This window comes from Comamonas granuli NBRC 101663 (genome assembly GCF_000739995.1).
In the GTDB taxonomy this organism is placed as follows: Bacteria; Pseudomonadota; Gammaproteobacteria; order Burkholderiales; family Burkholderiaceae_C; genus Simplicispira; species Simplicispira granuli.
The window spans coordinates 1-22,319 of record NZ_BBJX01000001.1 but is presented as its reverse complement, the minus strand read 5'-3'; the positions used below and the strand labels follow the sequence as shown (position 1 = coordinate 22,319).

The following is a 22,319-nucleotide window of genomic DNA, read 5'->3' as shown; positions in this document are numbered from 1 at the left end:
GTCACTGGGCGGCCGGCGGCGGGGTGTTGCGGTCCAGGCGCAGCGCGGGCAGCACCGGCGCGCCCTGCACGGTGCCCAGCAGGCTGCTGGGTGCGGGCTGCACCTGCTGCTGCAGCGCGCGGATGCTGTCGTAGCGGTCGAGCACCAGGGCGTCGCTGGCGGCGGCGTCGCGCACCACCACGGGGCGCAGGAAGATCATCAGGTTGGTCTTGCGGCGCGCGCGGTTCTCGCTGCGGAACAGATTGCCCAGCAGCGGGATGTCGCCCATGAAGGGCACCTTGTCCTCGGCCTGGGCGTAGCTGTCTTCGAGCAGGCCGCCGAGCACGATGATGCTGCCGTCATCGACCAGCACGTTGGATTCGATGGAGCGCTTGCTCGTCGTGGGGCCGTTCTGGTCCTTGAGCGTGGAGGTGTCGATCTTCGAGACCTCCTGGTAGATCGAGAGCTTGACCGTGCCGTTCTCGTTGATCTGCGGGCGCACCTTGAGCATCAGGCCCACGTCCTTGCGCTCGACGGTGGTGAAGGGGTTGACCGCGCCGCTGTTGCCGCCGGTGTTGGCGTAGGAGCCGGTGACGAAGGGCACGTTGTTGCCGATGACGATCTTCGCCTCCTCGTTGTCCAGCGTCATCAGGTTGGGCGTGGAGAGCACGTTGGCGTCGCCGCTGTTCTGCAGGAAGCTGGCCAGCGCGCCCAGGTAGTACTGGCCGCCCACGCGCGGCGCCAGCGCCAGGTTCAGGCCGCCGCCCAGCGAGCCCACGGCCTTGCCGATGGAGGCTGCGTCGCCCGCGGCCAGGGCCGCCGTCACCCCCAGGATGTTGGCTCCCGTGACCCCCGAGTTGGTGCCGATCACGCCCACCGTGCCGTCGCCCTGCTTGCCCATCACGCCCTGCCACTGGATGCCGAACTCGGCGAGCTTGTTGGCGTTGACCTCGACGATCAGGCTCTCGACCAGCACCTGGGCGCGGCGCCCGTCGAGCTGGTCGATCACGGCGCGCAACTGGCGCATCTGCGGCTCGGGCGCGGTGATGATGAGCGAGTTGGTCGTCGGGTCGGCCTGGATCTGGCCGCCCGTGGACGGCTGGTTGGTGCTGCCGCTGCTGCTGCTCGCGCCCGTGCCCAGGCCGCCGCCCGAGGCCGCGGCCGCGGTGCTGCTCAGGCCGCTGCCGGTCATGGTCATGGACGAGGTGCCGCCGCCGCTGGCCGGCGCGGCGGCGCCCGTGCCGGTGCTGGCGCCTGCTGCCGCACCGGCGGCCGCCAGGGCCGCGCGCAGCGTGGCCGCGAGCTTGGTGGCGTCGGCGTTCTTCAGGTAGACCACGTGGATGTTGCCGCTGGCGGCGCTGCTGCCGGGCGTGGGCGGCTGGTCGAGCTTCTCGACCAGGGCGCGCACCTGGGCCACGCGCGCAGGGTTGGCCGCGCGCAGCACCAGGGCGTTGCTGCGCGGCTCGGCCAGCAGGGTGGTCTTGAACGAGGTGTCCGCCAGGCCCGGCGCGCCGGGCGCGCCCGCGGGGCTGGCGCCGGGGTCGATGAGGCGCGCCACCAGCGGCGCCAGCTCGCTGGCGATGGCGTGCCGGAGCGGGATGATCTCCACGTCGCTTGCGGTAGAGACGTCCATGGCCGCGATGATCCGGCCCAGGCGCTGCAGGTTGTCGGCGTAGTCGGTGATGACCAGGGCATTGCTGCCCGGGCTCACGTTGATGGTGTTGTTCGGGCTGATCAGCGGGCGCAGCACGGGCACCAGGTTGGCCGCGCTCTCGTGGTTGAGGCGGTAGATCTGCGTCACGATCTGCCCGCCCGCGGGGCCGCTGGCGCCGCCCTGCGCCACGCTCACGCTGCCGCCCTGGAGCTTGGCGTCGGCCTCGGGCACCACCTTGTAGAGCCCGGCAGACTCCACCACCGTGAAGCCCTGCAGGCGCAGCGCGGCCAGGAACTGCTCGAACGCCTTGGCGGGCGATACGGCGTGTTCGGTCACCAGGTTGAGCTGCCCGCGCACGCGCGGGTCCACCACCACATTGCGCCCGGTGATGGTGGCCATGGTGCGCGCCACGGCCTCGATCTCGGCGTTCGCGAAGTTCAGCGTCACCGGCTCGCCCGGGCGCACGCTGGCCGTTCCGGGTTGCAGCACGGTTTGGGCATGAATAATGCCTCCAGCGCCTATCCATAAAGCGGCAGTAGCTATTGTTGTGATAGCAAAATGGCGTGTCGGCAAGTGCAGGCAGGTCATAGGGGTCAACCCAGCGTGATGAGCGAGCGCGCGCCGTTGCGCCGCCCGATGATGTTGAGCAGATTGGACAGGGCGCCCTCGCGCCCCGGCGCGGCCACGGCCTCGCCCGTGAAACGCAGGCGCCGGCCCACCCACTGGCCGCTGCCGCTCAGCTGCAGCGCGCCCTGCAGCGTCTGCAGTTGCAGCGCCACGGCCTCGCCGCCTTGCAGCGTGATGCGGTAGCTGCCCATGGGGCGCAGCGTGGACAGGCGCGAGGACAGGGCCAGCGCGTCGAGCTGGACACTGCCGGCCAGCACCAGCCGCCCGGCGGCCCACTGGGCCTGCAGGCCCTGGGTCTGCAGCAGCAGGCGGCCCTGCGGCTGCAGGGTGTTCCAGGGCGTGCCCAGGCCGGCAAGCATGGCGGCAGGCCATTGGCTCTGGCCATCGGCCACGTCCAGGCGCAGGCTGCGCAGGCCGGCGTGCAGCTGCAGGCGCAGCGGCGCGGGGGTGCAGCAAGGGGCATGGAGCTCGGCGCGCAGCCCGTCCCAGGCGGGGCGCAGGCGCCAGTGCAGGCGCGAGGGCAGGGCGGCGCGGTCCTGGCTGGCCGGCCCGCCCGTCAGCACGGGCCGGGCCGAACCCGACCACAGCGTGCCGCTGGGCTCGGCCAGCAGCACCTGCTGGCCGCTGGCCTGGGCGACGGCGGCGGCGAGCCAGCGCGCGGGCGCAAACACGGCCACGGCGGGCAGCGCACCGGCCAGCACCCCGGCCAGGGCCCAGCCCCAGGGCGCGCGCCCGGCACGGCTGGCCCAGCGGGTGGCCGGGCCGGGTCTGCGGGGCGCGGTGGGCATGGCCGTCATGGCGCGGGCAGGGTGAGCACCAGCGTGCCGTCCCAGCGCACGGGGCCGGCGGCGGCGCCCGCGGCGGGCGCTGCGCTGCGCGTGAGATGCGCCTCCAGGGGCACGGCGTGCGCATTGCTGCGCTCCTGCACCAGCCAGGCGGCCAGGGCGTCGGCGCCCACGCCCTGGAGGGCCAGGCTGGCGCGTTCGCCGGCGAGCGTGAGGCGCGCGCCCGGGCCCAGCGCCTGCGCCACCGAGGCCTGCAGCGCGCGCGCCGCATCCTGCGGCGCGGCGCGCGGCTGGGCCTGCAGTTGCTGCGCCTGGGCCTGCAGGGCCTGCATGTGCTGCAGCTCGGCGTCCAGCCGCGCGTGCTGCGCGGGCGCGCTGCGCAGGGTGTGCAGCGCCGGGGCCAGCAGCAGCCACCACAGCAGTGCCAGGCCCACGAGGGCGGCGGCGGTGCGCACCAGGGCCTGCTCGCGCGGTGCGAGGCGCTGCCAGGCGGCCTGCAGCGCCGCGGAGGAAGGGGGGGAGGTGCTCATGGGGCGGACGCGGTGCGCACCACGAGGCCGTCGGCCTCGCCGTGCAGGGTGTGGTCTGTGCCGCGCAGGCGGGCCTGGGCGGCCTCCAGGGCCTCGGGCGGCAGGGCGATGCCGCGCAGCCGCAGCTCGCCCGGGCGGAAGTCGATGGCCGTGGGCGGCGGCCCCGGCGGCAGGGCCTGGGCGGCAGCGGCCAGCAGGGCCTCGAAGTCGCGCGCCGAGAGGCTGCCTGCGGCCTGGCGCAGCCGGGCGAGCTCGCGCTCCATTTGCACCGGCGCATCGACCACGACCTGGATCTGCGGGAAGCTGCCCGTGAGCACCTGGCGCACGCCCGCCTGCTTGGCCGCCAGCGCCTGGCGCTCCTGCCAGGCCCAGGCGTTGAGCCCGGCCAGGTGCGCCAGCACGCACAGCGCCGCGCCCCAGCGGGCGGCGCGCCATTGCGGGGCGCGCAGCAGGCTGCCCGCCAGGCTGGAGGCCTGGCGCAGGCGGCGTGCGCGTGCGCTGCGCGCCAGGTCGGCCTGGGCCAGGTCCCAGGCTCCCTGCGCGGCCTGCAGGGCGCGTTCGTGTTCGGTCTGCAACTGCACGCTGCGGCCCAGGGCCTGCTCGGCCAGTGCCGCGACGGCGGGTTCGGCGTAGGCGGGCGGCGGGTTCGCGCCGTCCAGCCCGGCGAGAGCCAGGCCGGCGGCGGCCAGCGGCAGCAGGCGCAGGCCCTGCTCCGGCCCGGGGGCGCAGGCGAGCAGGGCGTCCTCGGCCGTGCTGCCCAGCACATGCAGGGCGGCCGGGGCGCCGGGCGCCAGCTCGGGCACCACGCGTGCCACGGGGCGGCCGGCCGCCTCCAGCGCCTGCAGGGCCGCCTGCAGCCAGGCGCGCTCGCACACGGCGACCCAGGCCTCCTGGCCGGCGCGCGCCTGCGGCTCCAGGGCAAAGTGCAGCCCCGCGGGTTCGTCGAGCACGCGGTCTTCGAGCAGGCCTTCGAGCACGCTGCGCAGGCGTGGGCTGTGCGGGCCCACGCCCGGGGGCAGGGCCACGCGCTGCCACGACAGGGCCTGCACCGGCACCAGGGCCACGGTCTCGCCCGTGCGCCCCGGGGGCGGCAGCATGGACGCCGCGGCCACGCCGTGGCGTGCGACCTGCTGGCCGTCCAGGCTCAGCGTGTAGCGGTATTCGGTGGCGGCGCTGGCGCGGGCCAGAGGGAGGTGGACGATCAGGGTGCTCATGGGCGCAATTCGCGGGCCATTGTAGGGGGCTTGTCTGGCGGTTCTTGTACGGGAATGCCTGGCTTGCCGCGCGCCGGCGGCGTGTCAGGGCAGGCCCAGCGCGCCCACGCGCTCGCGCACGAGGGTGGTGGCCTCCATGCCCTGGCGGCGCACCACGGAGCGCTCCTGCACCACCATCTGCCCCAGGCGCAGGCGGCCCTGCACCTCGAAATACGCGGAGGCCACGGTCAGTTCGCCGGTATCGAGCGGCACGCTGCTGCCCAGGAGCGCGCGCACATCCTCCAGGCTGCGAAAGTGCTGCGCCTGGCGCGCCGTGATGAGGCGCTCGGCTCCCGCGCGGTCCAGGCCGGGGAGGACGGCCATCAGCACCTCGGCCCCAGCGGTGTTGAGGTTCACGCCGCGGCGCTCGGGCAGCAGCGTGGCGTGCGGCGCCAGCAGCGCCAGCGTCTGCGGCGCCAGGCCCAGCCAGACAAGCTGCGGCAGGCTCTGGGGCCACAGCGGTGCGCCCGGGGCCTCGGCGCCGCCCACCTGCGCCTGGCGCAGCCCCTGCACGAGCAGGTCCAGCTCCGAGACGGGCAGGCCCAGCAGCGTGAACAGGCGCCGGAACTGCGCCTGCGCGGTGTCGTTCACGGCGCCGCCCTGCACCAGGTTGGTCACGTTCAGGCGCGCTTGCAGGTCGAGGATGCGGCCCGACAGAAACGCCTCCTCGCCGGTGCCGGAGTCCACCTGGGCGACGTTGCGCTCGGCCGCCAGAAAGGTGGACAGGCGCGCTTCCTCCAGCGGCACGGCCCAGGGCTCGGCCAGGTGGTCGGGGCCGCCGGCGCGGCCGTCCTCGATGAGGATGAGGCGCGACCAGTCGAGCGCGCCGGTGAGTATCCAGGCCGACTGCACGCGCGCGCGCTCGGCGGTCTCGACCTCCACGGTGCGCCACTGCTGCCACAGCGCGGCCGCGGCAAAGGTGGCCACCAGCGTGACCGTGAGCATGGCGGCCAGCAGGGCCGCGCCGCGCTGGCGCGCGCTCATGACTTGCCTCCGCCGCGCAGCGGGTTGGCCCAGTCGCGCACCAGCGGGCCCGCCACACCCGGCCCGGGGGGCAGTTCGAGCTGCAGGCGCACCCCGTCGGGGATCAGCGTGCCCACGGTGGGCGCGTCGCCCGGCGGCGTGTCGGGGCTGGACTGCGGGTTGCTCCAGGCGTCGCCGCGGTAGTAGAACACCCGCCAGTCGGCCAGCGGCAGCAGCACCACCTCGCGGCGGCGCTCGGCATCGCCGGGGTTGCGCGCCCACTGCGCAGCCTGCTGCCAGGCCTGCTGCCAGTCGCCGCGCGTGCGCACCGGCGCCGACTGCCAGCGCAGCCACTGGTCCTGGCCCTGCACTGTGCGCCGCGTCCAGGCCACGACCAGCGCGCCGGCGTCGGGCGCGCCCAGGCTACGCCGCGTCAGGCGCAGCACCTGGCCGTCCCAGTCCAGGGGCACGGTGTGCGCCAGCGGCAGCAGGGCGTCGAGGTCGGCGCTCCACTGCGCGAGCGCCGCCTGTAGCGCCATGAGCTGTGCGCTGTGCGCGCGCGTCTGCTCCTGGGTGCGCGCCATGGCGTCGAGGCCGCGCCAGCTCATGAGCGCGACCAGCCCCAGCAGGGCGATCGCCACGAGCAGCTCGATCAGCGTGAAGCCGCGCGCCGGTTTCATCAGCGCCGCCCCACGATGGTGGACAGCCGCAGCATGGGCTGCTGGTCCTCGTCGAGCACCTGCGCGTCCACGCGCCGGAACGAGGGGTTGGGCGTGGGCCGCACCACCAGGCTGACCGTGAGATTGCGCCCTGCCTGCGGGCAGGGCTGCATGCCGTCGCCGATGGCGGGCATCTGGCGCGACAGGCGCGCGGCCACCAGGGCGTTCTCGGCGCACAGCTGGGCGAGCAGCACGTCCGCCTGGCGCGCGCTGTTGCGCACCAGGGCGCTGCTCGCCTGCGCCCCCGCCAGCAGCGCGATGGCGACGATGGCCAGCGCCGTGAGCACCTCCACCAGCGTGAAGCCGCGCTGCGCGCGCGCGGCCCGGGTGCGCGCTGCCGTCACGGCGCGGCCTCGAGGGCGAAGGGGCGCAGCCCGTCGGTGGCCACGCGCACGCTGTGCCCGGGCCAGGCCGGGTGGACGAGCTGCACCGCCTGCGGGCCGATGAGCGGCTCGGGCCCCAGCCACAGCGCCGCCTGCGGGCCCTGCACCCGGGTCTGCGCGTCCAGCCAGTGCGTGGGTAGGGCCTCGCGCGGCAGGCCCTCGAAGCGAAAGCCCTGCGCATCGGCCTGCCAGCGCACGGGCACGCCGCTGGCGCGCGACTGCGCGCGCCCTGCCTCCAGCAGGGCCGCCAGGCGCTCGCCTTCGCGCGTGAGCAGGGCGGCGCCACTGTCACGCAGCGCCAGGCTGGCCCCGCCCAGGGCCAGGCCCACGATGGCCAGCACCACGAGCAACTCCAGCAAGGTGAAGCCGCGTGCCTGCCGGCTCATGGACCGCGCAGGATTGGAGGGTGAGACGGGCCGTGCGCGACCGTGGGGGCTCACAGTTTCGCCGCCGGGCCGCCCCAAGGCGAAACGCGGCCCCCTTGGGGGGCAGGGAGCGACACGCAGTGCGCGACCGTGGGGGCTCACCGTTTCACCGCCGGGCCGCCCCCAGGCGAAACGCGGCCCCCTTGGGGGGCAGGGAGCGACACGCAGTGCGCGACCGTGGGGGCCACTACTGCCAGGAGCCAATATCGGCATCCTTGCCCTCGCCGCCGCTTTGGCCGTCGGCGCCGAAGGACATCACGTCCACCTCGCCCTTGATGCCGGGGTTGAGGTACTGGTAGGGCCGGCCCCAGGGGTCGTTGGGGAGCTTCTCCAGGTAGGGCTTCCAGTTGGGCGGCTGCGGGCCGGCGGTGGGCTTGGCGATCAGCGCCTGCAGGCCCTGCTCGGCCGTGGGGTAGCGCAGATTGTCCAGGCGGTAGAGCTTGAGCGCCTGCATGAGGTTGGTGACGTCGGTGCGTGCTGCCGTCACGCGCGCGTCGTCGGCGCGGTCCAGCACATTGGGCACGATGAGCGCGGCCAGCACGCCGATGATGACCAGCACCACCATCAGCTCGATCAGGGTGAAACCCCGGGCCAGGCGGGAGCGGACGGAAGAAACGGAAGGGTTCATGGGGCAGTGGATGTGGAACGGGCGCGGCGGGCTGCCCTGCGCATCGGCTGAATGATAATCGCGCGATGCGCAGTGAATCTCATCCGACCTGGGGCGTGCGCCTGGGCACGCTGGCCGCCTGGGCGCTGGCCGCCGCCAGCGTGGCCTATTGGGGGCTGCGCCTGTCGGCGCCACCGCCCTCCTTGGCCCTGCCGCCCGCAGCGGCCGAGCCCGTGGCCACCGATGTCCAGGCCCTGGCGCGCCTGCTGGGCGGCACCGCGCCGCAGGCGGCGCAGACCGCGCCGGCCGCGAGCCGCTTTGCGCTGGTGGGCGTGCTTGCGGGCCAGGGGGGCAGCAGCGGCGCCGCGCTCATCGCCGTGGACGGCAAGCCCGCCCGCCCCTACCGCGTGGGCGCGCGGGTGGACGAGGCCCTGGTGCTGCAGGCGCTGGACGCGCGCACGGCGCGCCTGGGCCCGGCCCTGGAGGCGCCCGCCAGCGTCACGCTGGAGATGCCGCTGCGCCGCTGACCGGGCACAGCGCCCGTTGCTCTTGTATTGATAGCTGCCAGCGCTTTCCAGTCCTGGTTCGCACCCCGATTTGACCATGGACCCTGCAGACTCCCCCAGCGAAGCCAGCGCGTTCGAGCGCCTGGGCGGCGAGAGCGCCGTGCGTGCCCTGGTGGACCGCTTCTACGACCTGATGGACCTGGAGCCCGGCTACGCCGCGCTGCGCGCCACGCACGGCAGCACCCTGGCCGATGCGCGCGACAAGCTGTTCTGGTTCCTCTGCGGCTGGCTGGGTGGGCCGGACCACTACGAGCGCCGCTTCGGTCACCCGCGCCTGCGCGCGCGCCACCTGCCGTTCGCCATCGGCGTGAAGGAGCGCGACCAGTGGGTGGCCTGCATGGACCAGGCCATGGGCGAATGCGCCACGCCCGAGGCGCTGCGCACGCGGCTGAAGGCGAGCTTCTTGAACACCGCCGACTGGATGCGCAACAAGGGCGGCTGAGTTTTGCTACTGATTCAGTAGCTGCTTGCGCTGGATAGAAAAGGGCTGGGGCCGTTTTTTATGCCCAGGTCGAACGGCCGTCAGCGCGGGCGCCCGCCCACGGGCTGCAGCAGCACCAGCAGCGCCCCGGCGCCGCCGTCCACAGGCCGCGCCTGCACAAAGGCCAGCACCTCGTGCTTTTGCACCAGCCAGCGCTGCACGCGGCTCTTGAGCACGGGGCTCTTGCCGGGCGAGCCCAGGCCCTTGCCGTGCACCACGCGCACGCAGCGGATGCCGTTCTTGTGCGCGGTGCGGATGAACGCGCCCAGCGCCTCGCGCGCCTCGTCCACGCGCAGGCCGTGCAGGTCGAGCTGGCGCTGGATGCTCCAGTGCCCGGCGCGCAGGCGGCGCGTCACTTCCACGCCGATGCCGGGGCGGCGAAAGCTGAGCTGGTCGTCGGTGTCGAGCAGGGTGCTCACGTCGAAGTCGTCGCTGATCGACTCCTGCAGCACGCGCTGTTCGTCCAGTGCGTGCTGCACGGGCAGGGGCGGCGGCAGGGGCGGGCGCAGGCGGGCGAGGTTGCGCTCGCGCAGCCGGGTGACGGGGCCCACGGCGCGGCTGAACTGCTGGCGCTCGGCCTCGCGGCGCGCGGCGGCCTCGCGCCGGGCCTTTTCCTCGGCCTCCAGGCGGGCCTGTTCCGCGCGCAGGTGGCGGGCGATGGCGGCGAGGTCCTGCAGGTCGGTCACGCGCACGCTGGCGCGGCGCGGCAGGGGGGCGCTGCTGCGCCGCGGCTTGCGCGGCGCGGGGGCGGCGTCCGCGGCGGGTCGCGGCGGGCGTGGCACCGGGCTGGGCGGCAGCGGCGGCGCGCTGGCGGGCGGCGCCAGCGGGGGGGCGGGCGGTGGCCGCACCGCCTGGGGCGCGCGGGCGCGCTCGAGCGCCAGGCGCAGGGCGGTGTGGCCGGGCAGGCTCACGCTACACCAGGCCTTTCTCGGCCATGGAGAGCGCCTGGCCCGGTGCCACGATCACATGGTCGAGCACGCGCACGTCCACCAGGGCCAGCGCGGCCTTGAGGGCCTGCGTGAGCGCCTCGTCCGCCCGGCTGGGCTGCACGCTGCCGCTGGGGTGGTTGTGCGCCAGCACCACGGCGGCGGCGTGGTGGTGCAGGGCGCGCAGCACCACTTCGCGCGGGTACACGCTGGTCTGCGTGAGCGTGCCGCGGAACAGCTCTTCGAGCGCCAGCAGGCGGTGCTGGCTGTCGAGGAACAGCACGGCGAAGACCTCGTGCCCCTTGCTGGCCAGGTGCAGTTGCAGGTAGTGCTTGACGGCGTCGGCCGAGTCGAACACCGCGCGCTCGCGCAACTGCTGGGCCAGGGCGCGGCGTGCCAGCTCCAGCACGGCCACGAGTTCAGCGCGCTTGGCCGGGCCCAGGCCCTTGATGCGCTGCAGGTCCTGGCTGCTCGCGTGCAGCAGCCCGGCGATGCCGCCAAAGCCCCCCGTCACCTGGCCGCTGGCCGGGTCGCGGGCCGGGGGCTGCAGCAGCTCCTGGGCCATTTGCAGCACGCCCTTGCCCACGATGCCGGTGCGCAGCAGGATGGCGAGCAGCTCGGCGTCGGCCAGCGCGGCGGGGCCGCGGGCGAGCAGCTTTTCGCGCGGCTGCGCGTCGGCAGGAAGGTCTTTCAGGGGCATGGCGGGGGGCCAAACTAGAATGGCGCGAGTTTATCGAGGCATCCATGGCTACTGTTCAACCGGGTTCTTTTCTCACCCTGCATTACCGTCTGGCGGGGCCTGCGGGCGACGTCGTCAACACCTTCAGCGCCAAGCCGGCCACGCTCACGCTGGGCAACAGCGAGCTCTCGCCCGTGCTGGAGCAGCGCCTCGTGGGCCTGCACGAGGGCACGCGCACCACGTTCGACCTGCCTGCGGGCGAGGCCTTTGGCGAGCGCAACCCGGCCATGCAGCAGTGGGTGGCGCGCAAGCTCCTGAACGAGATGGGCGACCCCGACGAGCAGTACCACGTGGGCGAGGCGGTGGAATTTTCCACGCCCGATGGCATGGGCTCCTACGCGGGCGTGGTGGTGCAGGTGGGCAATGCCGAGAGCGCGGACGCGCTGCTCATCGACTTCAACCACCCGCTGGCGGGCCAGCCGGTGACCTTTGAAGTGCATGTCATAGGGATTCTATGAACCACCCCCAGGAGATCCTGCTGGCCGAGCCGCGCGGCTTCTGCGCGGGGGTGGACCGGGCCATAGACATCGTCGAGCGCGCGCTCGCCAAGTTCGGCGCACCCATCTACGTGCGCCACGAGATCGTGCACAACACCTACGTGGTCAACGACCTCAAGGCCAAGGGCGCGATCTTCATCGAGGACCTGGCCGACGTGCCGCCCGGCGCCACGCTGATCTTCAGCGCGCACGGCGTGAGCAAGGCCGTGCAGGAAGAGGCGCGCGCGCGCGGCTTTCACATCTTCGACGCCACCTGCCCGCTGGTGACCAAGGTGCACGTGGAGGTGGCCAAGCTGGCGCAGGAGGGCTACGAGTTCATCATGATCGGCCACAAGGGCCACCCCGAGGTGGAGGGCACGCTGGGTCAGCTCGACGGCGGCATCCACCTGGTGGAAGACGTGGCGGACGTGGCGCGCGTGCAGCCCGCGCAGACCGACAAGCTGGCCGTGGTCACGCAGACCACGCTCTCCGTGGACGACGCCGCCGAGATCACCGCCGCCGTGCGCGCGCGCTTTCCCAAGGTGCGCGAGCCCAAGCAGCAGGACATCTGCTACGCCACGCAGAACCGCCAGGACGCCGTCAAGTTGCTGAGCCCGCAGGTGGACCTGCTGATCGTGGTGGGCAGCCCCACCAGCTCCAACAGCAACCGTCTGCGCGAACTGGCCCAGCGCATGGGCACCACCAGCTACATGGTGGACTCGGCCGCCGAGCTGCGCGCCGAATGGTTCGAGGGCATTGCGCGCGTGGGCCTCACGGCCGGCGCCTCGGCGCCCGAGGTGCTGGTGCAGCAGGTGATCGAGCGCATCAAGGCCCTGGGCGCCGTGTCCGTGCGCAAGCTCAGCGGCATCGAGGAGACGCTCAAGTTCCCGCTGCCCAAGGGCCTCAAGCTCGACGGCGCCGCGCAGGCGCCGGGCGACGGCGAATGAATTGCTATTGATTCAGTAGCTGCTGGCGGGGATGAAACGGGCCCTTGGGCCCGTTTCTTATTGAAACGAGGTTCGGGACGCTTGCTAGAGGGCGGCCCAGGCCAGCGGCCACCGCGCAAGGGCCGCCCCGCAGCGCTGGTGGCGTCCAGCCGAGAGAAGGGGGAAGCGGCGCAGCCGCACAGGGGGTTGTCGCCTCTTCAACTCCAGAGGTCCAGCGGCGGATCGGCCGCCACGGCGCGCAGGATGTCCGTGCGCGAGACAAAACCCACGGGCACGCCCAGATCGTCGGTCACTGGCAGGCCCGGCAGCCCCGTCTCCAGCAGCACCGTGGCCAGGCGGCGCAGGTCGGTATCGGGGGCGACGGCGGGCACGGGGCTCACCATCACGGACTCCACGGGCCGCCGCGCCAGCGCAATGGCCGCCTGGATGTGGCCGGGCTCGGGCAGCAGGTCCAGCGGCGCCATGTCGGCGCGCAGCAGCAGGCCCACCACGCGCCCCAGCGCATCGACCACCGGCGCCTGCGCCACGCCGTGCTCGGCCAGTTGCTGCCAGGCGTGGTTGACGATGGCGTCGGGCCGCACCGTCAGGGCGCGCGGCGTCATCACATCGCGCACGCGCGTGAGCGGCTGGCGCGTGGGGGGTGTGGGCTGGCCGGTCTGGGCGTAGGCCAGCACGGCGTCCAGGGCGCGCAGGCTGGCGTGGCCGGCTGCCGCCGGTGGCGGGCCGGGCGGCGCCGGCCCCGGGGCCAGGGTGTCGAGGGAAAAGGCGGGCGCCTCGTCCGTGGTGCGCGTGCGCAGGGCCTGGGGCCGCTGCACGCGGCGCACCGACGCGATGCGCGAGAGGTTCTCGGGGCCGCCTCGGTACATCTGTCCCGACGGGCCGAACACAAAAAACATGGCAGCCTCCTGCAGGCCCCGCGGCCGGGGCGGGCCTGCCCATGTTATCGGCAAAGCACGGCGGCGCCACAGGGGGCGGCGGCGCTGCGGGCGGGGCCATCTAAAATCACGCCATGCTAGACATTCTTCTCCTCCGCAAGGACCTCGCCAGCGCGGTCGAGCGCCTGCACACCCGCAAGAACCCGCAGCCCTTCCTCAACGTCGCGGCCTTCCAGGCCCTGGAGGCCGAGCGCAAGACGCTGCAGACTCGGTCTGAGGAACTGCAATCTCGACGCAATCAGCTTTCCAAGCAGGTCGGTGCTTTAATGGGGCAAATTGCCCGCCTTAACGCGACAGAGGAGTTTGAACAAGCTGATTTCAACAAACAGCAAGCAGAAGCCCTTAAGTTGGAAGTGGCTCAAATAAATCAGGAACGAGAGACTTTCGACGCGCGGCTCGAACAGATCCAGGCCGAGCTGCAGACCCTGCTGCTGGCCGTGCCCAACCTGCCGCACGAGAGCGTGCCCGTGGGCGCGGACGACAGCGGCAACGTCGAGGTGCGCCGCTGGGGCGAGCCGCGCAGCCTGGGCTTTGCCGCGCGCGACCATGTGGATCTGGGCGGCCCGCTGGGGCTGGACTTCGACCTGGGCGTCAAGCTCTCGGGCGCACGCTTTACCGTCATGCGGGGGGCCGTGGCCCGCCTGCACCGCGCGCTGGCCCAGTTCATGCTGGACGTGCAGACCGGCGAGCACGGCTATACCGAGTGCTACGTGCCCTATGTGGTCAACGCCGATTCGCTCAAGGGCACGGGCCAGCTGCCCAAGTTCGAGGGCGATCTGTTCGCCGCCAAGAAGGGCGGGCAGGAGGGCGAGCCCGTGCCGGACAACGCCGCGCTCTACCTCATCCCCACCAGCGAGGTGCCGCTGACCAACCTGGTGCGCGACGTGGTGCTGCAGGAGTCCGAGCTGCCGCTGCGCCTGACGGCGCACACGCCGTGCTTTCGTTCCGAGGCCGGCAGCTACGGGCGCGACACGCGCGGCATGATCCGCCAGCACCAGTTCGACAAGGTCGAGATGGTGCAGGTCGTGCACCCCGACAAGAGCTACGAGGCGCTGGAGGAGATGACGCGCCACGCCGAGGCCATCCTGCAGAAGTTGGGCCTGCCCTACCGCGTCATGGCCCTGTGCACGGGCGACATGGGCTTTGGCGCCGCCAAGACCTACGACCTGGAGGTCTGGCTGCCGGGCCAGAGCGCCTACCGCGAGATCAGCTCGGTGAGCAACTGCGAGGCCTTCCAGGCGCGGCGCATGCAGGCGCGCTTCAAGAACGCCCAGGGCAAGAACGAACTCGTGCACACCCTCAACGGCTCGGGCCTGGCCGTGGGCCGTACCCTGGTGGCCGTGCTCGAGAACTACCAGAACGAGGACGGCAGCATCACCATCCCCGAGGCGCTGCGCCCCTACATGGGTGGCCTGGTGCGCCTGGTGCCGTAAGGCCGCGGCGTCAACGCTGCCGCGAACCACAAAGCCCGGCACGTGCCGGGCTTTGTTGTTGCATGCGGCGGCGGCCCGCCAGGGGGCTTATGCCACCTGCCCGGACACTGCGGCACGCACCGGCGCCCGCGATGCCCCCAGGTAGCGGTCCACCGAGAGCCCCTCGGTCGAGATTTCGGTGGGGCGGCCCATCACCAGGTCCGCCAGCAGGCGCCCGGAGCCGCAGGCCATGGTCCAGCCCAGCGTGCCGTGGCCCGTGTTCAGGAACAGGTTCTTGAGGGGCGTGCGGCCCACGATGGGCGTGCTGTCGGGGGTCATGGGACGCAGGCCCGTCCAGAACTCGGCGCGCGGCAGGTCGCCGCCGGGGAAGAGCTGCTGCGTCACCATTTCCAGCGTGGCGCGGCGCTGCGGGCGCAGGGTGTGGTCAAAGCCGCTGAGCTCGGCCATGCCGCCCACGCGGATGCGGTCGTCAAAGCGCGTGAGGGCAATCTTGTAGGTCTCGTCGAGCACGGTGGAGACGGGTGCCAGCGCCGCGTTCTGGATGGGGATGGTGAGCGAGTAGCCCTTGACGGGGTACACCGGAATGTCCAGCCCCGTGGAGAGCAGCAGCGGGCGCGAATAGCTGCCCATGGCCAGCACATAGCGGTCGGCCTTGACCACCTCCCGCTCGGGCGTGGCCAGCTGCACCCCGGCAATGGCGCCCTGGCCGTCGGACAGCAGGGCTTCGACGTCGGTGCCGAAACGGAACTTCACACCCAGCCCCTCGGCCAGGCGGGCCAGGGCGTTGGTGAACAGGAAGCAATCGCCGGTCTCGTCCGCCGGCAGGCGCAGGCCGCCGGCAATCGGGGCACTGGCCTGGGCCAGGGCGGGCTCGGCCCGGCAGACGCCCGTACGGTCCAGCAGTTCGTAGGCGATGCCGCATTCCTGGAGCACGCGGATGTCGCGCTGGGCCTGGTCCACCTGCTTTTGCGAGCGGAACAGCTGCAAGGTGCCCGCCTGGCGCCCCTCGTAGGCAATGCCCGTGTCGGCGCGCAGCTGGCCTATGCATTCGCGGCTGTAATTGGACAGGCGCAGCATGCGCTCCTTGTTCACCGCGTAGCGGTCGGCCGAGCAATTGCGCAGCATGGCGGCCATCCAGCGTAACTGGAACAGCGTGCCATCGGGCCGGATCGAGAGCGGCGCATGGCGCTCGAACATCCACTTCACGGCCTTGGCGGGAATGCCCGGGGCGCCCCAGGGCGTGGAATAGCCGAAAGAGATCTGCCCGGCATTGGCAAAGCTGGTGTCCAGCGCCGGACCGGTCTGCCGGTCGATCACCGTCACCTCGGCGCCCGCGCGCGCCAGGTAGTACGCCGTAGCCACCCCCAGCACGCCTGATCCCAAAACAACAATTTTCACGTCCAGTCTCCATTGTTTGGTGAATGTGCGTGACTCTATGGATTTTCGCGCGTATCTTTTGCTGAATTAGCCGTTGATTGCAGCAATCATTGCTGCAAAAATCGCAAAAAACCTTTTGCCGCAGCAATGTCTGAACTCGACACCATCGACCGCCGCATCCTCGACCTCCTGCAGCAGGAAGGCCGCCTGACCATGACCGAGCTGGGCGAGCGCGTGGGCCTGTCCACCTCGCCGTGCTCGCAGCGCGTCAAGCGGCTGGAGAGCCTGGGCATCATCACCGGCTACCACGCGCACATCAACCCCGCGGCCGTGGGCAAAAGCCTGCTGGTGTTCGTGGAAATCACCCTGTCGGAAAAGTCCGAGCCCATCTTCAAGAAGGTGCGCGACGAACTGCAGAACATGCCCGAGGTGCTCGAATGCCACCTGGTCTCGGGCAGCTTCGACTACCTGGTCAAGGCGCGCCTGACGGGCATGTCCGAATACCGGCACATGCTGGGCACCATGCTCAAGCAGATGCCGGTGGCGGCGCAGTCGAGCAGCTATGTGGTGATGGAGGAGATCAAGGAGAGCTCCGTGGTGCGCATCGACCGGAGCCGGCCGCGGACCTGAGGGCCGCCGCAAAGCTCGGATTTGCTGCTAGAATCGCGGGCTTCGACGCTGCGGAGAGGTGGCAGAGTGGTCGAATGTACCTGACTCGAAATCAGGCGTACGTGTAAGCGTACCGAGGGTTCGAATCCCTCCCTCTCCGCCAGTTTGACGTTCAACGACGTACAAAGCTGACCAGTAAACCCCGCTTTCCTATAGGTAAGCGGGGTTTTTTTTGGCCAAAGAAGCACAAAGGCAGGCAGTTGAAGCCACGCAAACCGGGGGGCACAATCGGGGGCATAAATCGGGCTTTTCCGATGCCCCCAAAAATGTGCCCCCAAAATGCCCCTGACCGACACAGCGTGCAAGAAGGCCACTTGCCCCGAGGGGCGCCCCAGCGTCCGCCTGGCCGATGAAAAAGCCCTCTACTTGGAAGTGACCGCAGCCGGTGGCAAATACTGGCGCTGGAAGTACCGGTACGGCGGCAAAGAAAAGCGCCTGGCGCTGGGCGTGTACCCCGAAGTGTCGCTGGCGCAGGCCAGGGAGGCTCGAGACGATGCCCGCAAGGCGCTGAAGAACGGCACAGACCCCGGCCAGCTCCGGCGCGAAGCCAAGGCGGCCAGCGCGTTCGACCAGGCCAACACCTTCGAGGCCGTGGCGCGGCTGTGGTGGGAGCACTGGAGGGACGGCAAAAGCCCGCGCCATGCTGAATACGCCATCAAGCGCCTGGAGGCGGACGCCTTCCCATTGCTGGGTTCGCGACCCATTGCCAGCTTGACCGCCAAAGACCTGACGCGCATGGCAAAAGCCGTGCAGGAACGCGGCGCCATCGACCTGGCACACCGCGTGCTGCAGATGGCGGGCCAGGTGATGCGGTATGCCGTGGCGCATGACCTGATCGAGCGCAACCCGGCCACGGACGTGAAGCCCAGCGACACCCTCAAGAGCCGCAGGAAGGAGAACTACGCCCGCCTGGGTGAAAAGGAGCTGCCCGAGCTGCTGCGCAAGATCGAGGCATACCAGGGCGGGCCCTACACGCGCCTGGCCATGCAGTTGATGGCCCTCACCTTCGTGCGCACGTCCGAGCTGATCGCGGCACGCTGGGCAGAGTTCGACCTGCAGGCCGCAGAGTGGCGCATCCCACCCGAGCGCATGAAGATGAAAACGCCCCACATCGTGCCCCTGTCGCCGCAGGCCGTGGAGGTGCTGAAGGTGCTGCATACGCTCTCAGGCGGGCGCGAGCTGCTGTTCCCTGGCGAGCGTGACCACGCCAAGCCCATGAGCAACAACACCATCCTGAAAGCGTTGGAGCGCATGGGCTACAAGGGCCGCATGACCGGCCACGGGTTCCGGGGCATGGCTTCCACCATCCTGCATGAACAGGGTTACGCCCACCACGCCATTGAGCTGCAGCTCGCCCACCAGGAGCGAAACGAAGTGAGCGCAGCCTACAACCACGCGCTGTATTTGCAAGAGCGGCGCGTGATGATGTGCGACTGGGCAAACCACCTGGACAAGCTCCGTCGCGGTGCGGACGTGGTGCCGCTGCGCGTTGGTATCGCTTGATGGGTACATAGGCCGGGCGCCAAGTGCGCATCGTTTGAAGCCATGCCTAGCCCGAGACTGATCCCCGAGGGCGAAAACCGGGACACCCTGACCTGGCGGCGATGGCTACTTATTCAGGTGCGAGACGGGGAGCGTATGAGACAGAAAAAGACAGGGCGGCGCGCCAGTCCTGAAGAGAGAGCCCGCGCACAGGAAATAGTTGACCAGTACCTGCTGGCTGAAAATTCGCCAGATGGGAGGCATTGTTTAAATCCTGAAAGTCCACCGGAGAAACAGGAATTTTTTTATGCTAACGCGGATGAGCTCTTGGGCGCCCTACAACGCTTTGCCGAGCACGGAACGTTCGAGTTAGTTGAGGAGGTCGACTTTGTGATTCTGGACATTCACCATGAAGTCAAGGCTCTCAGAGAAAGCGGGTTGACGCATGCTGAAGCTGTGGCAACGGTCGCCGAGGAACGCCATAAATCATGCAGGCAAATCGAACGCGACCTGAAACGCGCAACTGAAATTTGGCCACAGCGCTTCCTAGATGGCCAAACCCAATCTGAATGGGATCAAGCGCACCCCGAACAAAATGACAAAGACTGACACCGAATGACGGTGACTTCAAAGGCTTCAGATTTGAGACTCGCCCCCATGTCCAACAACAGACAAGGGCGGCCAAGATGGCAATTTTGCGAATCTGTGGGGTCACTGCAATCACGGGCCATCGGTCCAAAACATCGGTTTACAACGCGGTTCAAGCCGGGCTTCTGACCAAGCCCGTGGCCATTGGCCTGCGCTCTGTGGGCTGGCCAGATTACGAGGTTGAAGCCGTCACGGCCGCGCGCGTTGCGGGGCAACCCGATGAGGCCATTCGTGCGCTGGTGGCCAAGCTCCATGCGCAGCGGGCCGAGCGTTTCGAGGCGCTGACGCAAACGGTGGCGCACGTATGAACGCGGCGCCTGACACAGCGGCGGCAAGCCGTGCTACATTCCACCCCGGTGTTGAAAAACACCACGGGTTTGGCGACCCGATCACCGAAGGCGCAGCAGCCGCGCCCTTTTTTTGGACAGCGGCTTTTTTCATGCCCACATGCTGCGTGTGGCGCACGGCTACCTTTACGGCGGGCCGTGTTGGGACACCCGCAAGGGTGTGCCGGTTCCTTCGGCCGGTTCGCCAACCTGACACGGTCTGCCACCCTCATTTGGCGATGAGGGCGGCAGGTTTCAAACCTGTTCCGAAGGAGCCATTCATGGCTAACACCGCACCCGTGGGCCGCATTGCGCCCGCATCCAAGCCCGGCACGGGCAACACCCCCCACTTTGACCCTGTCGCCTTGCATGGCGAGGCCATCAACGCTTGCGCGATGGCCACCTACTACACCCGCAAGGGCAACCATGCAGGCGCAGCGCGCAAGAGCGCTCAGGCGCTATCGGCCCTGCGTCGTCTGGCTGTCCTGGCGCAAGGGGGAGCAGCATGAGCGCCGTCATCTTCACCACCCACACGAGCGAGCCAGGGTCAAATGCCCTGAGCCCGCGCGATTCTCAGGCCCTGCTGCCAAGTGGCGATCTGCTTACCGTGCACGCCGTTCGACCGAGCGGCAGCGTGCTGCTCGGCCTGCAGGGGGACGTGCAGTCTTGCCGCATGGCCTTCACCGCGGAGCAGGCCCGGGCTGTGGCCGCCGAGCTGCTGGCATGCGCTGATGCGCTGCAAGGGGGTGCAGCATGAGCACCCGCGACATTGCCGCGACGCAACCCCCCCATTTTCCTGGCGCCGCTGCGGCGCAGTTGCCTATTCCCGGGCGCGAACTAAAGATCACGATCTACAAGCGTGGCTTTCGGTTCTGGGAGTACGAAGGCACTCGCGCCCAACTGGAAGCAGAAGGCGTTATACCGCCCGGCACCGTGTGGCCCCAGGGTAAACAGAAAGTCGAATGGTGCAGTGGCGGCGCGTCCTATTGGCTGGGGCGCAAGCGGCCAGACGGCATCAAAGGCCCCATGTCGGTGTGGATTACGGGCGACTGGTGGTGCCTGCGCTCTACCTGCCTGGAGGATGCGTGGAGCATCCGGCAAAAGCGGCTTGAGATCGCCCGGGCGCTCTATGAACTTTCGCCCGAAGGGTGTCTTGTGCGGGCGGAACGCTTGGCCCGCTACTTTGAAGCGAGCCAGGACAGCGCCTTTCAGGCGTTCAAGGCCGCCGTCGTTCCGCAGAGAAAAAGGCCAGGTCGGCCGGCAAAGACCGCCGTTGAGGTGCGTTATGTCTGAATTGAGCGGCAGTTTGCCCAGGAGTGACATCGATGGAGAACCCCAACCAAAAGGCGCAGGCCGCGGCCGAGGCTGCTGCCCGTCGCACCCTGGCCCAGGCTGCACGGTTCGCGGAAATGCACAGCACGGCCAAGCCATGGCTGAGCAAGACCATGCGCAGGCCCGGCAGCAAGCCGGTGCTGGTGCGCGTGGACTGGCCTGGCGTGCTGCGCGTGTTCGATCCGGTGACGGGTGAATGTCTGGCCCGGTCCGAGGCGGGCAACGTGTTCCAGCTTGAGGCCGGCTTTGTTCCTGGCGCCAGCGCCAGGGGTGATTGAGCAAAGAAAAACCGCCTGGGCCATTGCGGGGCCGAGGCGGTGAGGAGCGGAAAATGAACAAAAAAATTATCGACAGGCATGCGGTGCCTGTCAATGACCTGCGCAGGGCGTGCAGGGAATTTTCCTCGATGTTCGAGGCCATGAGGCATGTCGGCCTGGAGCCATTCAAAGACATTGACTTGATGCCCGATGGCAGGCTGCGCCGCTACCGAGTGCGCGGCGACAAGCCTGGCAGCAAAAACGGCTGGGTTGTTCTGCATGACCAGCCCGTCATGGCCGGGGCCTTCGGGAGCTGGAAAACGGGCATAACCCATACCTGGCGAGCGGGTGGAAATGAGCCGCTGACGCCAGCGCAGCATGCGGAGCTGCAGCGCCAGTTCAGGGCCATGCAGGCGGCGCGCGCCGCCGAACAGGTGGCAGTGCATCGGGCGGCGCGCGAGCGGGCCGATAGGCTTTGGCGCGCAGCGAGGCCAGCAGACGATGCACACCCCTACCTGCGCCGCAAGGGCATTCGCGGTTTTGGTGTGCGCCAGCTCAACGGGGCATTGGTCGTTCCTGCGCGCGACGCCGCTGGTGCGCTGCATACCCTGCAATTCATCGGCGCCGATGGCTCCAAGCGCTTCTTGAGCGGCGGACGCATTCAGGGCTGTTACTACGCCATGGGCAGGCCCGGCAATCGCCTGCTGTTGGCCGAGGGTTTCGCCACCGCGGCCACGGTTTTCATGGCCACGGGCGACGCCACGGCCTGCGCCTTCAACGCGGGCAACCTGATGCCGGTGGCGCGCGCCCTGCGCGCAAAGTTTCCTCACGCGCGCATCGTGGTTGCCGCCGACGACGACAGCCAGACCCCTGGCAATCCGGGCCTGACCAGGGCCACCGAGGCGGCGCGGGCTGTGGGTGGCTTTGTGGCTGTCCCCCGGTTCGAGAGGGGTGCGCGCCATGGTGTCTGAGACATTCCCCCCGCTGCAAGAAGACAAACTGACCGATTTCAACGACGCGGCCGTGCTGGTGGGGCTGGACGCAGTGCGCGAACAGATCGACCAGGCCACGCCTGTGGAGCCTCCAGCACCGCGCGCCGCTGCCCCGGCTCCCGCGCCTGACTGGCCCATCCCCATGGTCGGCGGTGCCGTGCCGCCCGAGATACCTGCCGATGTGCTGCCCGGCTGGCTGGGGCAGTACGTGGCGGCGCTGTGCGAGGCCACGCAGACCCCGCCCGCCATGGCCGTGGGCTTTGCGCTGTCGGTGGTGGCCACCTGCGCGCAGCGGCGCTACGTGGTGCAGGTGCATGAGGGCTACACCGAATCCACATCATTTTGGAGCCTGACGGTTGCGCCGAGCGGCTCGCGCAAATCGGCTATCAAGGCCGCGCTGGTGGCGCCATTGGAGGCATGGGAGAAGCGGGCCGGTGACCGCATGCGGCGCGAGATTGCGGGCAACAACGCCCGCATTGCCGTTGCCGAGGCCACCGTAAAGCGCCTGCAAGCCCAGGCTGGCAAGGCAGAGAACCAGGAGGAACGCGACCACCTGCGCAAGCAGATCGAGGAGGAGCTGGCAGACATGCCGGAGCAGCTCTACCCCCCGCGCGCCTACGTCAACGAAAGCACGGTGGAGCGCGTGCAAACCGTGTTGACCGAGCAGCGCGGCCGGTGCGCGGCGCTATCCGATGAAGGCGGCTTGCTGAACGCCATATCGTCCAACTACGGCGGCGCGGGCGGGCCTTCGCTGGACGTGCTGCTGCAGGCCTACACCGGCGGCGATGTGCGCGTGGAGCGCGTTTCT

At 70.2% G+C, this 22,319-nt stretch carries 28 protein-coding genes and 1 tRNA gene; 16 read left to right on the top strand and 13 right to left on the bottom strand.

Going from position 1 to position 22,319, the window contains the following annotated elements; translation table 11 throughout:
* Nucleotide 1 precedes the first annotated feature (1 nt).
* From gspD to gspG, 9 genes are all read right to left on the bottom strand, one after another.
* Nucleotides 2–2,221: a type II secretion system secretin GspD gene (gene gspD, locus CGR01S_RS00135; protein ID WP_042421094.1), complete on the bottom strand. Its 2,220-nt coding sequence runs from the start codon at nt 2,219–2,221 to the stop codon at nt 2–4.
* Nucleotides 2,222–2,226: 5 nt separating this feature from the next.
* Nucleotides 2,227–3,048: a type II secretion system protein N gene (gene gspN / locus CGR01S_RS00130; RefSeq protein ID WP_042421735.1), complete on the bottom strand. Its 822-nt coding sequence runs from the start codon at nt 3,046–3,048 to the stop codon at nt 2,227–2,229.
* A 5-nt stretch (nt 3,049–3,053) separates the two neighbouring features.
* A complete protein-coding gene (locus CGR01S_RS00125; RefSeq protein WP_042421091.1) occupies nt 3,054–3,575 on the bottom strand; it encodes a type II secretion system protein M in 522 nt (173 codons plus the stop codon).
* Nucleotides 3,572–4,789, bottom strand: a complete 1,218-nt coding sequence (gene gspL, locus CGR01S_RS00120) for a type II secretion system protein GspL (RefSeq protein ID WP_042421088.1) — start codon at nt 4,787–4,789, stop codon at nt 3,572–3,574. Before gspL ends, CGR01S_RS00125 begins: the two co-directional genes overlap by 4 nt.
* Nucleotides 4,790–4,873: 84 nt before the next feature.
* Complete coding sequence (gspK, locus tag CGR01S_RS00115; protein WP_042421085.1) at nt 4,874–5,812, bottom strand: type II secretion system minor pseudopilin GspK; 939 nt, start codon at nt 5,810–5,812, stop codon at nt 4,874–4,876.
* Nucleotides 5,809–6,471, bottom strand: coding sequence for a prepilin-type N-terminal cleavage/methylation domain-containing protein (locus CGR01S_RS00110; RefSeq protein ID WP_042421082.1), 663 nt, complete (start codon nt 6,469–6,471; stop codon nt 5,809–5,811). Before CGR01S_RS00110 ends, gspK begins: the two co-directional genes overlap by 4 nt.
* Complete coding sequence (gspI, locus tag CGR01S_RS00105) at nt 6,471–6,854, bottom strand: type II secretion system minor pseudopilin GspI (protein WP_042421079.1); 384 nt, start codon at nt 6,852–6,854, stop codon at nt 6,471–6,473. Before gspI ends, CGR01S_RS00110 begins: the two co-directional genes overlap by 1 nt.
* Nucleotides 6,851–7,279: a prepilin-type N-terminal cleavage/methylation domain-containing protein gene (locus tag CGR01S_RS16565; protein ID WP_042421076.1), complete on the bottom strand. Its 429-nt coding sequence runs from the start codon at nt 7,277–7,279 to the stop codon at nt 6,851–6,853. Before CGR01S_RS16565 ends, gspI begins: the two co-directional genes overlap by 4 nt.
* Nucleotides 7,280–7,505: 226 nt before the next feature.
* Nucleotides 7,506–7,946: a type II secretion system major pseudopilin GspG gene (gene gspG, locus CGR01S_RS00095; RefSeq protein WP_042421074.1), complete on the bottom strand. Its 441-nt coding sequence runs from the start codon at nt 7,944–7,946 to the stop codon at nt 7,506–7,508.
* A 65-nt stretch (nt 7,947–8,011) separates the two neighbouring features.
* On the opposite strand from gspG, the gene CGR01S_RS00090 reads away from it, so the two are divergent.
* Together CGR01S_RS00090 and CGR01S_RS00085 are read left to right on the top strand one after the other, a co-directional pair.
* Nucleotides 8,012–8,452 (top strand): type II secretion system protein N, encoded by a 441-nt coding sequence (locus CGR01S_RS00090; protein ID WP_042421071.1) that lies wholly within the window; start codon nt 8,012–8,014, stop codon nt 8,450–8,452.
* Nucleotides 8,453–8,528: 76 nt separating this feature from the next.
* Nucleotides 8,529–8,933, top strand: coding sequence for a group II truncated hemoglobin (locus CGR01S_RS00085; protein WP_042421067.1), 405 nt, complete (start codon nt 8,529–8,531; stop codon nt 8,931–8,933).
* 80 nt (nt 8,934–9,013) lie between these two features.
* On the opposite strand, the gene CGR01S_RS00080 is transcribed toward CGR01S_RS00085, so the two are convergent.
* Together CGR01S_RS00080 and radC are read right to left on the bottom strand one after the other, a co-directional pair.
* Nucleotides 9,014–9,664 carry a Smr/MutS family protein gene (locus tag CGR01S_RS00080; RefSeq protein WP_042421733.1) on the bottom strand — a complete coding sequence of 217 codons (651 nt, stop codon included), beginning with the start codon at nt 9,662–9,664 and terminating at the stop codon, nt 9,014–9,016.
* A 220-nt stretch (nt 9,665–9,884) separates the two neighbouring features.
* Nucleotides 9,885–10,598: a RadC family protein gene (gene radC, locus CGR01S_RS00075; RefSeq protein WP_042421063.1), complete on the bottom strand. Its 714-nt coding sequence runs from the start codon at nt 10,596–10,598 to the stop codon at nt 9,885–9,887.
* A 44-nt stretch (nt 10,599–10,642) separates the two neighbouring features.
* On the opposite strand from radC, the gene CGR01S_RS00070 reads away from it, so the two are divergent.
* Nucleotides 10,643–11,095, top strand: coding sequence for an FKBP-type peptidyl-prolyl cis-trans isomerase (locus CGR01S_RS00070; protein WP_042421060.1), 453 nt, complete (start codon nt 10,643–10,645; stop codon nt 11,093–11,095).
* On the top strand, nt 11,092–12,060 hold the full coding sequence (gene ispH, locus CGR01S_RS00065) for a 4-hydroxy-3-methylbut-2-enyl diphosphate reductase (RefSeq protein WP_042421058.1): 969 nt from the start codon (nt 11,092–11,094) through the stop codon (nt 12,058–12,060). Before CGR01S_RS00070 ends, ispH begins: the two co-directional genes overlap by 4 nt.
* 197 nt (nt 12,061–12,257) lie before the next feature.
* On the opposite strand, the gene CGR01S_RS00060 is transcribed toward ispH, so the two are convergent.
* The gene (locus CGR01S_RS00060; RefSeq protein ID WP_042421057.1) at nt 12,258–12,956 is read right to left on the bottom strand and encodes a CBS domain-containing protein; all 699 of its coding nucleotides are present in this window, start codon (nt 12,954–12,956) and stop codon (nt 12,258–12,260) included.
* 113 nt (nt 12,957–13,069) lie between these two features.
* Here CGR01S_RS00060 and serS point away from each other — a divergent pair, with 113 nt between their 5' ends.
* On the top strand, nt 13,070–14,428 hold the full coding sequence (gene serS / locus CGR01S_RS00055; protein WP_042421055.1) for a serine--tRNA ligase: 1,359 nt from the start codon (nt 13,070–13,072) through the stop codon (nt 14,426–14,428).
* A gap of 87 nt (nt 14,429–14,515) precedes the next feature.
* Here serS and CGR01S_RS00050 read toward each other — a convergent pair whose 3' ends face one another.
* A complete protein-coding gene (locus CGR01S_RS00050; protein WP_042421053.1) occupies nt 14,516–15,826 on the bottom strand; it encodes a D-amino acid dehydrogenase in 1,311 nt (436 codons plus the stop codon).
* Nucleotides 15,827–15,952: 126 nt separating this feature from the next.
* Between CGR01S_RS00050 and CGR01S_RS00045 the strand changes: the two genes are divergently transcribed.
* The 11 genes from CGR01S_RS00045 to CGR01S_RS00005 form a co-directional block, all read left to right on the top strand.
* On the top strand, nt 15,953–16,435 hold the full coding sequence (locus CGR01S_RS00045; protein WP_042421051.1) for an Lrp/AsnC ligand binding domain-containing protein: 483 nt from the start codon (nt 15,953–15,955) through the stop codon (nt 16,433–16,435).
* 52 nt (nt 16,436–16,487) lie between these two features.
* Nucleotides 16,488–16,577 (top strand) — tRNA-Ser (locus CGR01S_RS00040).
* A 176-nt stretch (nt 16,578–16,753) separates the two neighbouring features.
* Complete coding sequence (locus CGR01S_RS00035) at nt 16,754–17,977, top strand: tyrosine-type recombinase/integrase (protein WP_042421048.1); 1,224 nt, start codon at nt 16,754–16,756, stop codon at nt 17,975–17,977.
* A gap of 135 nt (nt 17,978–18,112) precedes the next feature.
* A complete protein-coding gene (locus CGR01S_RS16560; RefSeq protein ID WP_156967469.1) occupies nt 18,113–18,565 on the top strand; it encodes a hypothetical protein in 453 nt (150 codons plus the stop codon).
* 77 nt (nt 18,566–18,642) lie between these two features.
* Nucleotides 18,643–18,912: a helix-turn-helix transcriptional regulator gene (locus tag CGR01S_RS00030; RefSeq protein WP_042421044.1), complete on the top strand. Its 270-nt coding sequence runs from the start codon at nt 18,643–18,645 to the stop codon at nt 18,910–18,912.
* A gap of 299 nt (nt 18,913–19,211) precedes the next feature.
* Nucleotides 19,212–19,439 (top strand): hypothetical protein, encoded by a 228-nt coding sequence (locus CGR01S_RS16555; protein ID WP_156967468.1) that lies wholly within the window; start codon nt 19,212–19,214, stop codon nt 19,437–19,439.
* On the top strand, nt 19,436–19,687 hold the full coding sequence (locus CGR01S_RS00025) for a hypothetical protein (protein WP_042421041.1): 252 nt from the start codon (nt 19,436–19,438) through the stop codon (nt 19,685–19,687). Before CGR01S_RS16555 ends, CGR01S_RS00025 begins: the two co-directional genes overlap by 4 nt.
* Nucleotides 19,684–20,223 carry a hypothetical protein gene (locus tag CGR01S_RS00020; protein WP_042421038.1) on the top strand — a complete coding sequence of 180 codons (540 nt, stop codon included), beginning with the start codon at nt 19,684–19,686 and terminating at the stop codon, nt 20,221–20,223. Before CGR01S_RS00025 ends, CGR01S_RS00020 begins: the two co-directional genes overlap by 4 nt.
* Nucleotides 20,224–20,255: 32 nt before the next feature.
* Entirely contained in the window at nt 20,256–20,540 is a 285-nt protein-coding gene (locus CGR01S_RS00015) for a hypothetical protein (RefSeq protein ID WP_042421035.1), read from the top strand.
* Between the two features lie 53 nt (nt 20,541–20,593).
* Nucleotides 20,594–21,490 (top strand): toprim domain-containing protein, encoded by an 897-nt coding sequence (locus tag CGR01S_RS00010; RefSeq protein WP_217997519.1) that lies wholly within the window; start codon nt 20,594–20,596, stop codon nt 21,488–21,490.
* Nucleotides 21,480–22,319 (top strand): DUF3987 domain-containing protein (locus CGR01S_RS00005; protein ID WP_042421732.1); only part of this gene is annotated, 840 nt, incomplete at its 3' end. The genes CGR01S_RS00010 and CGR01S_RS00005, both read left to right, overlap by 11 nt.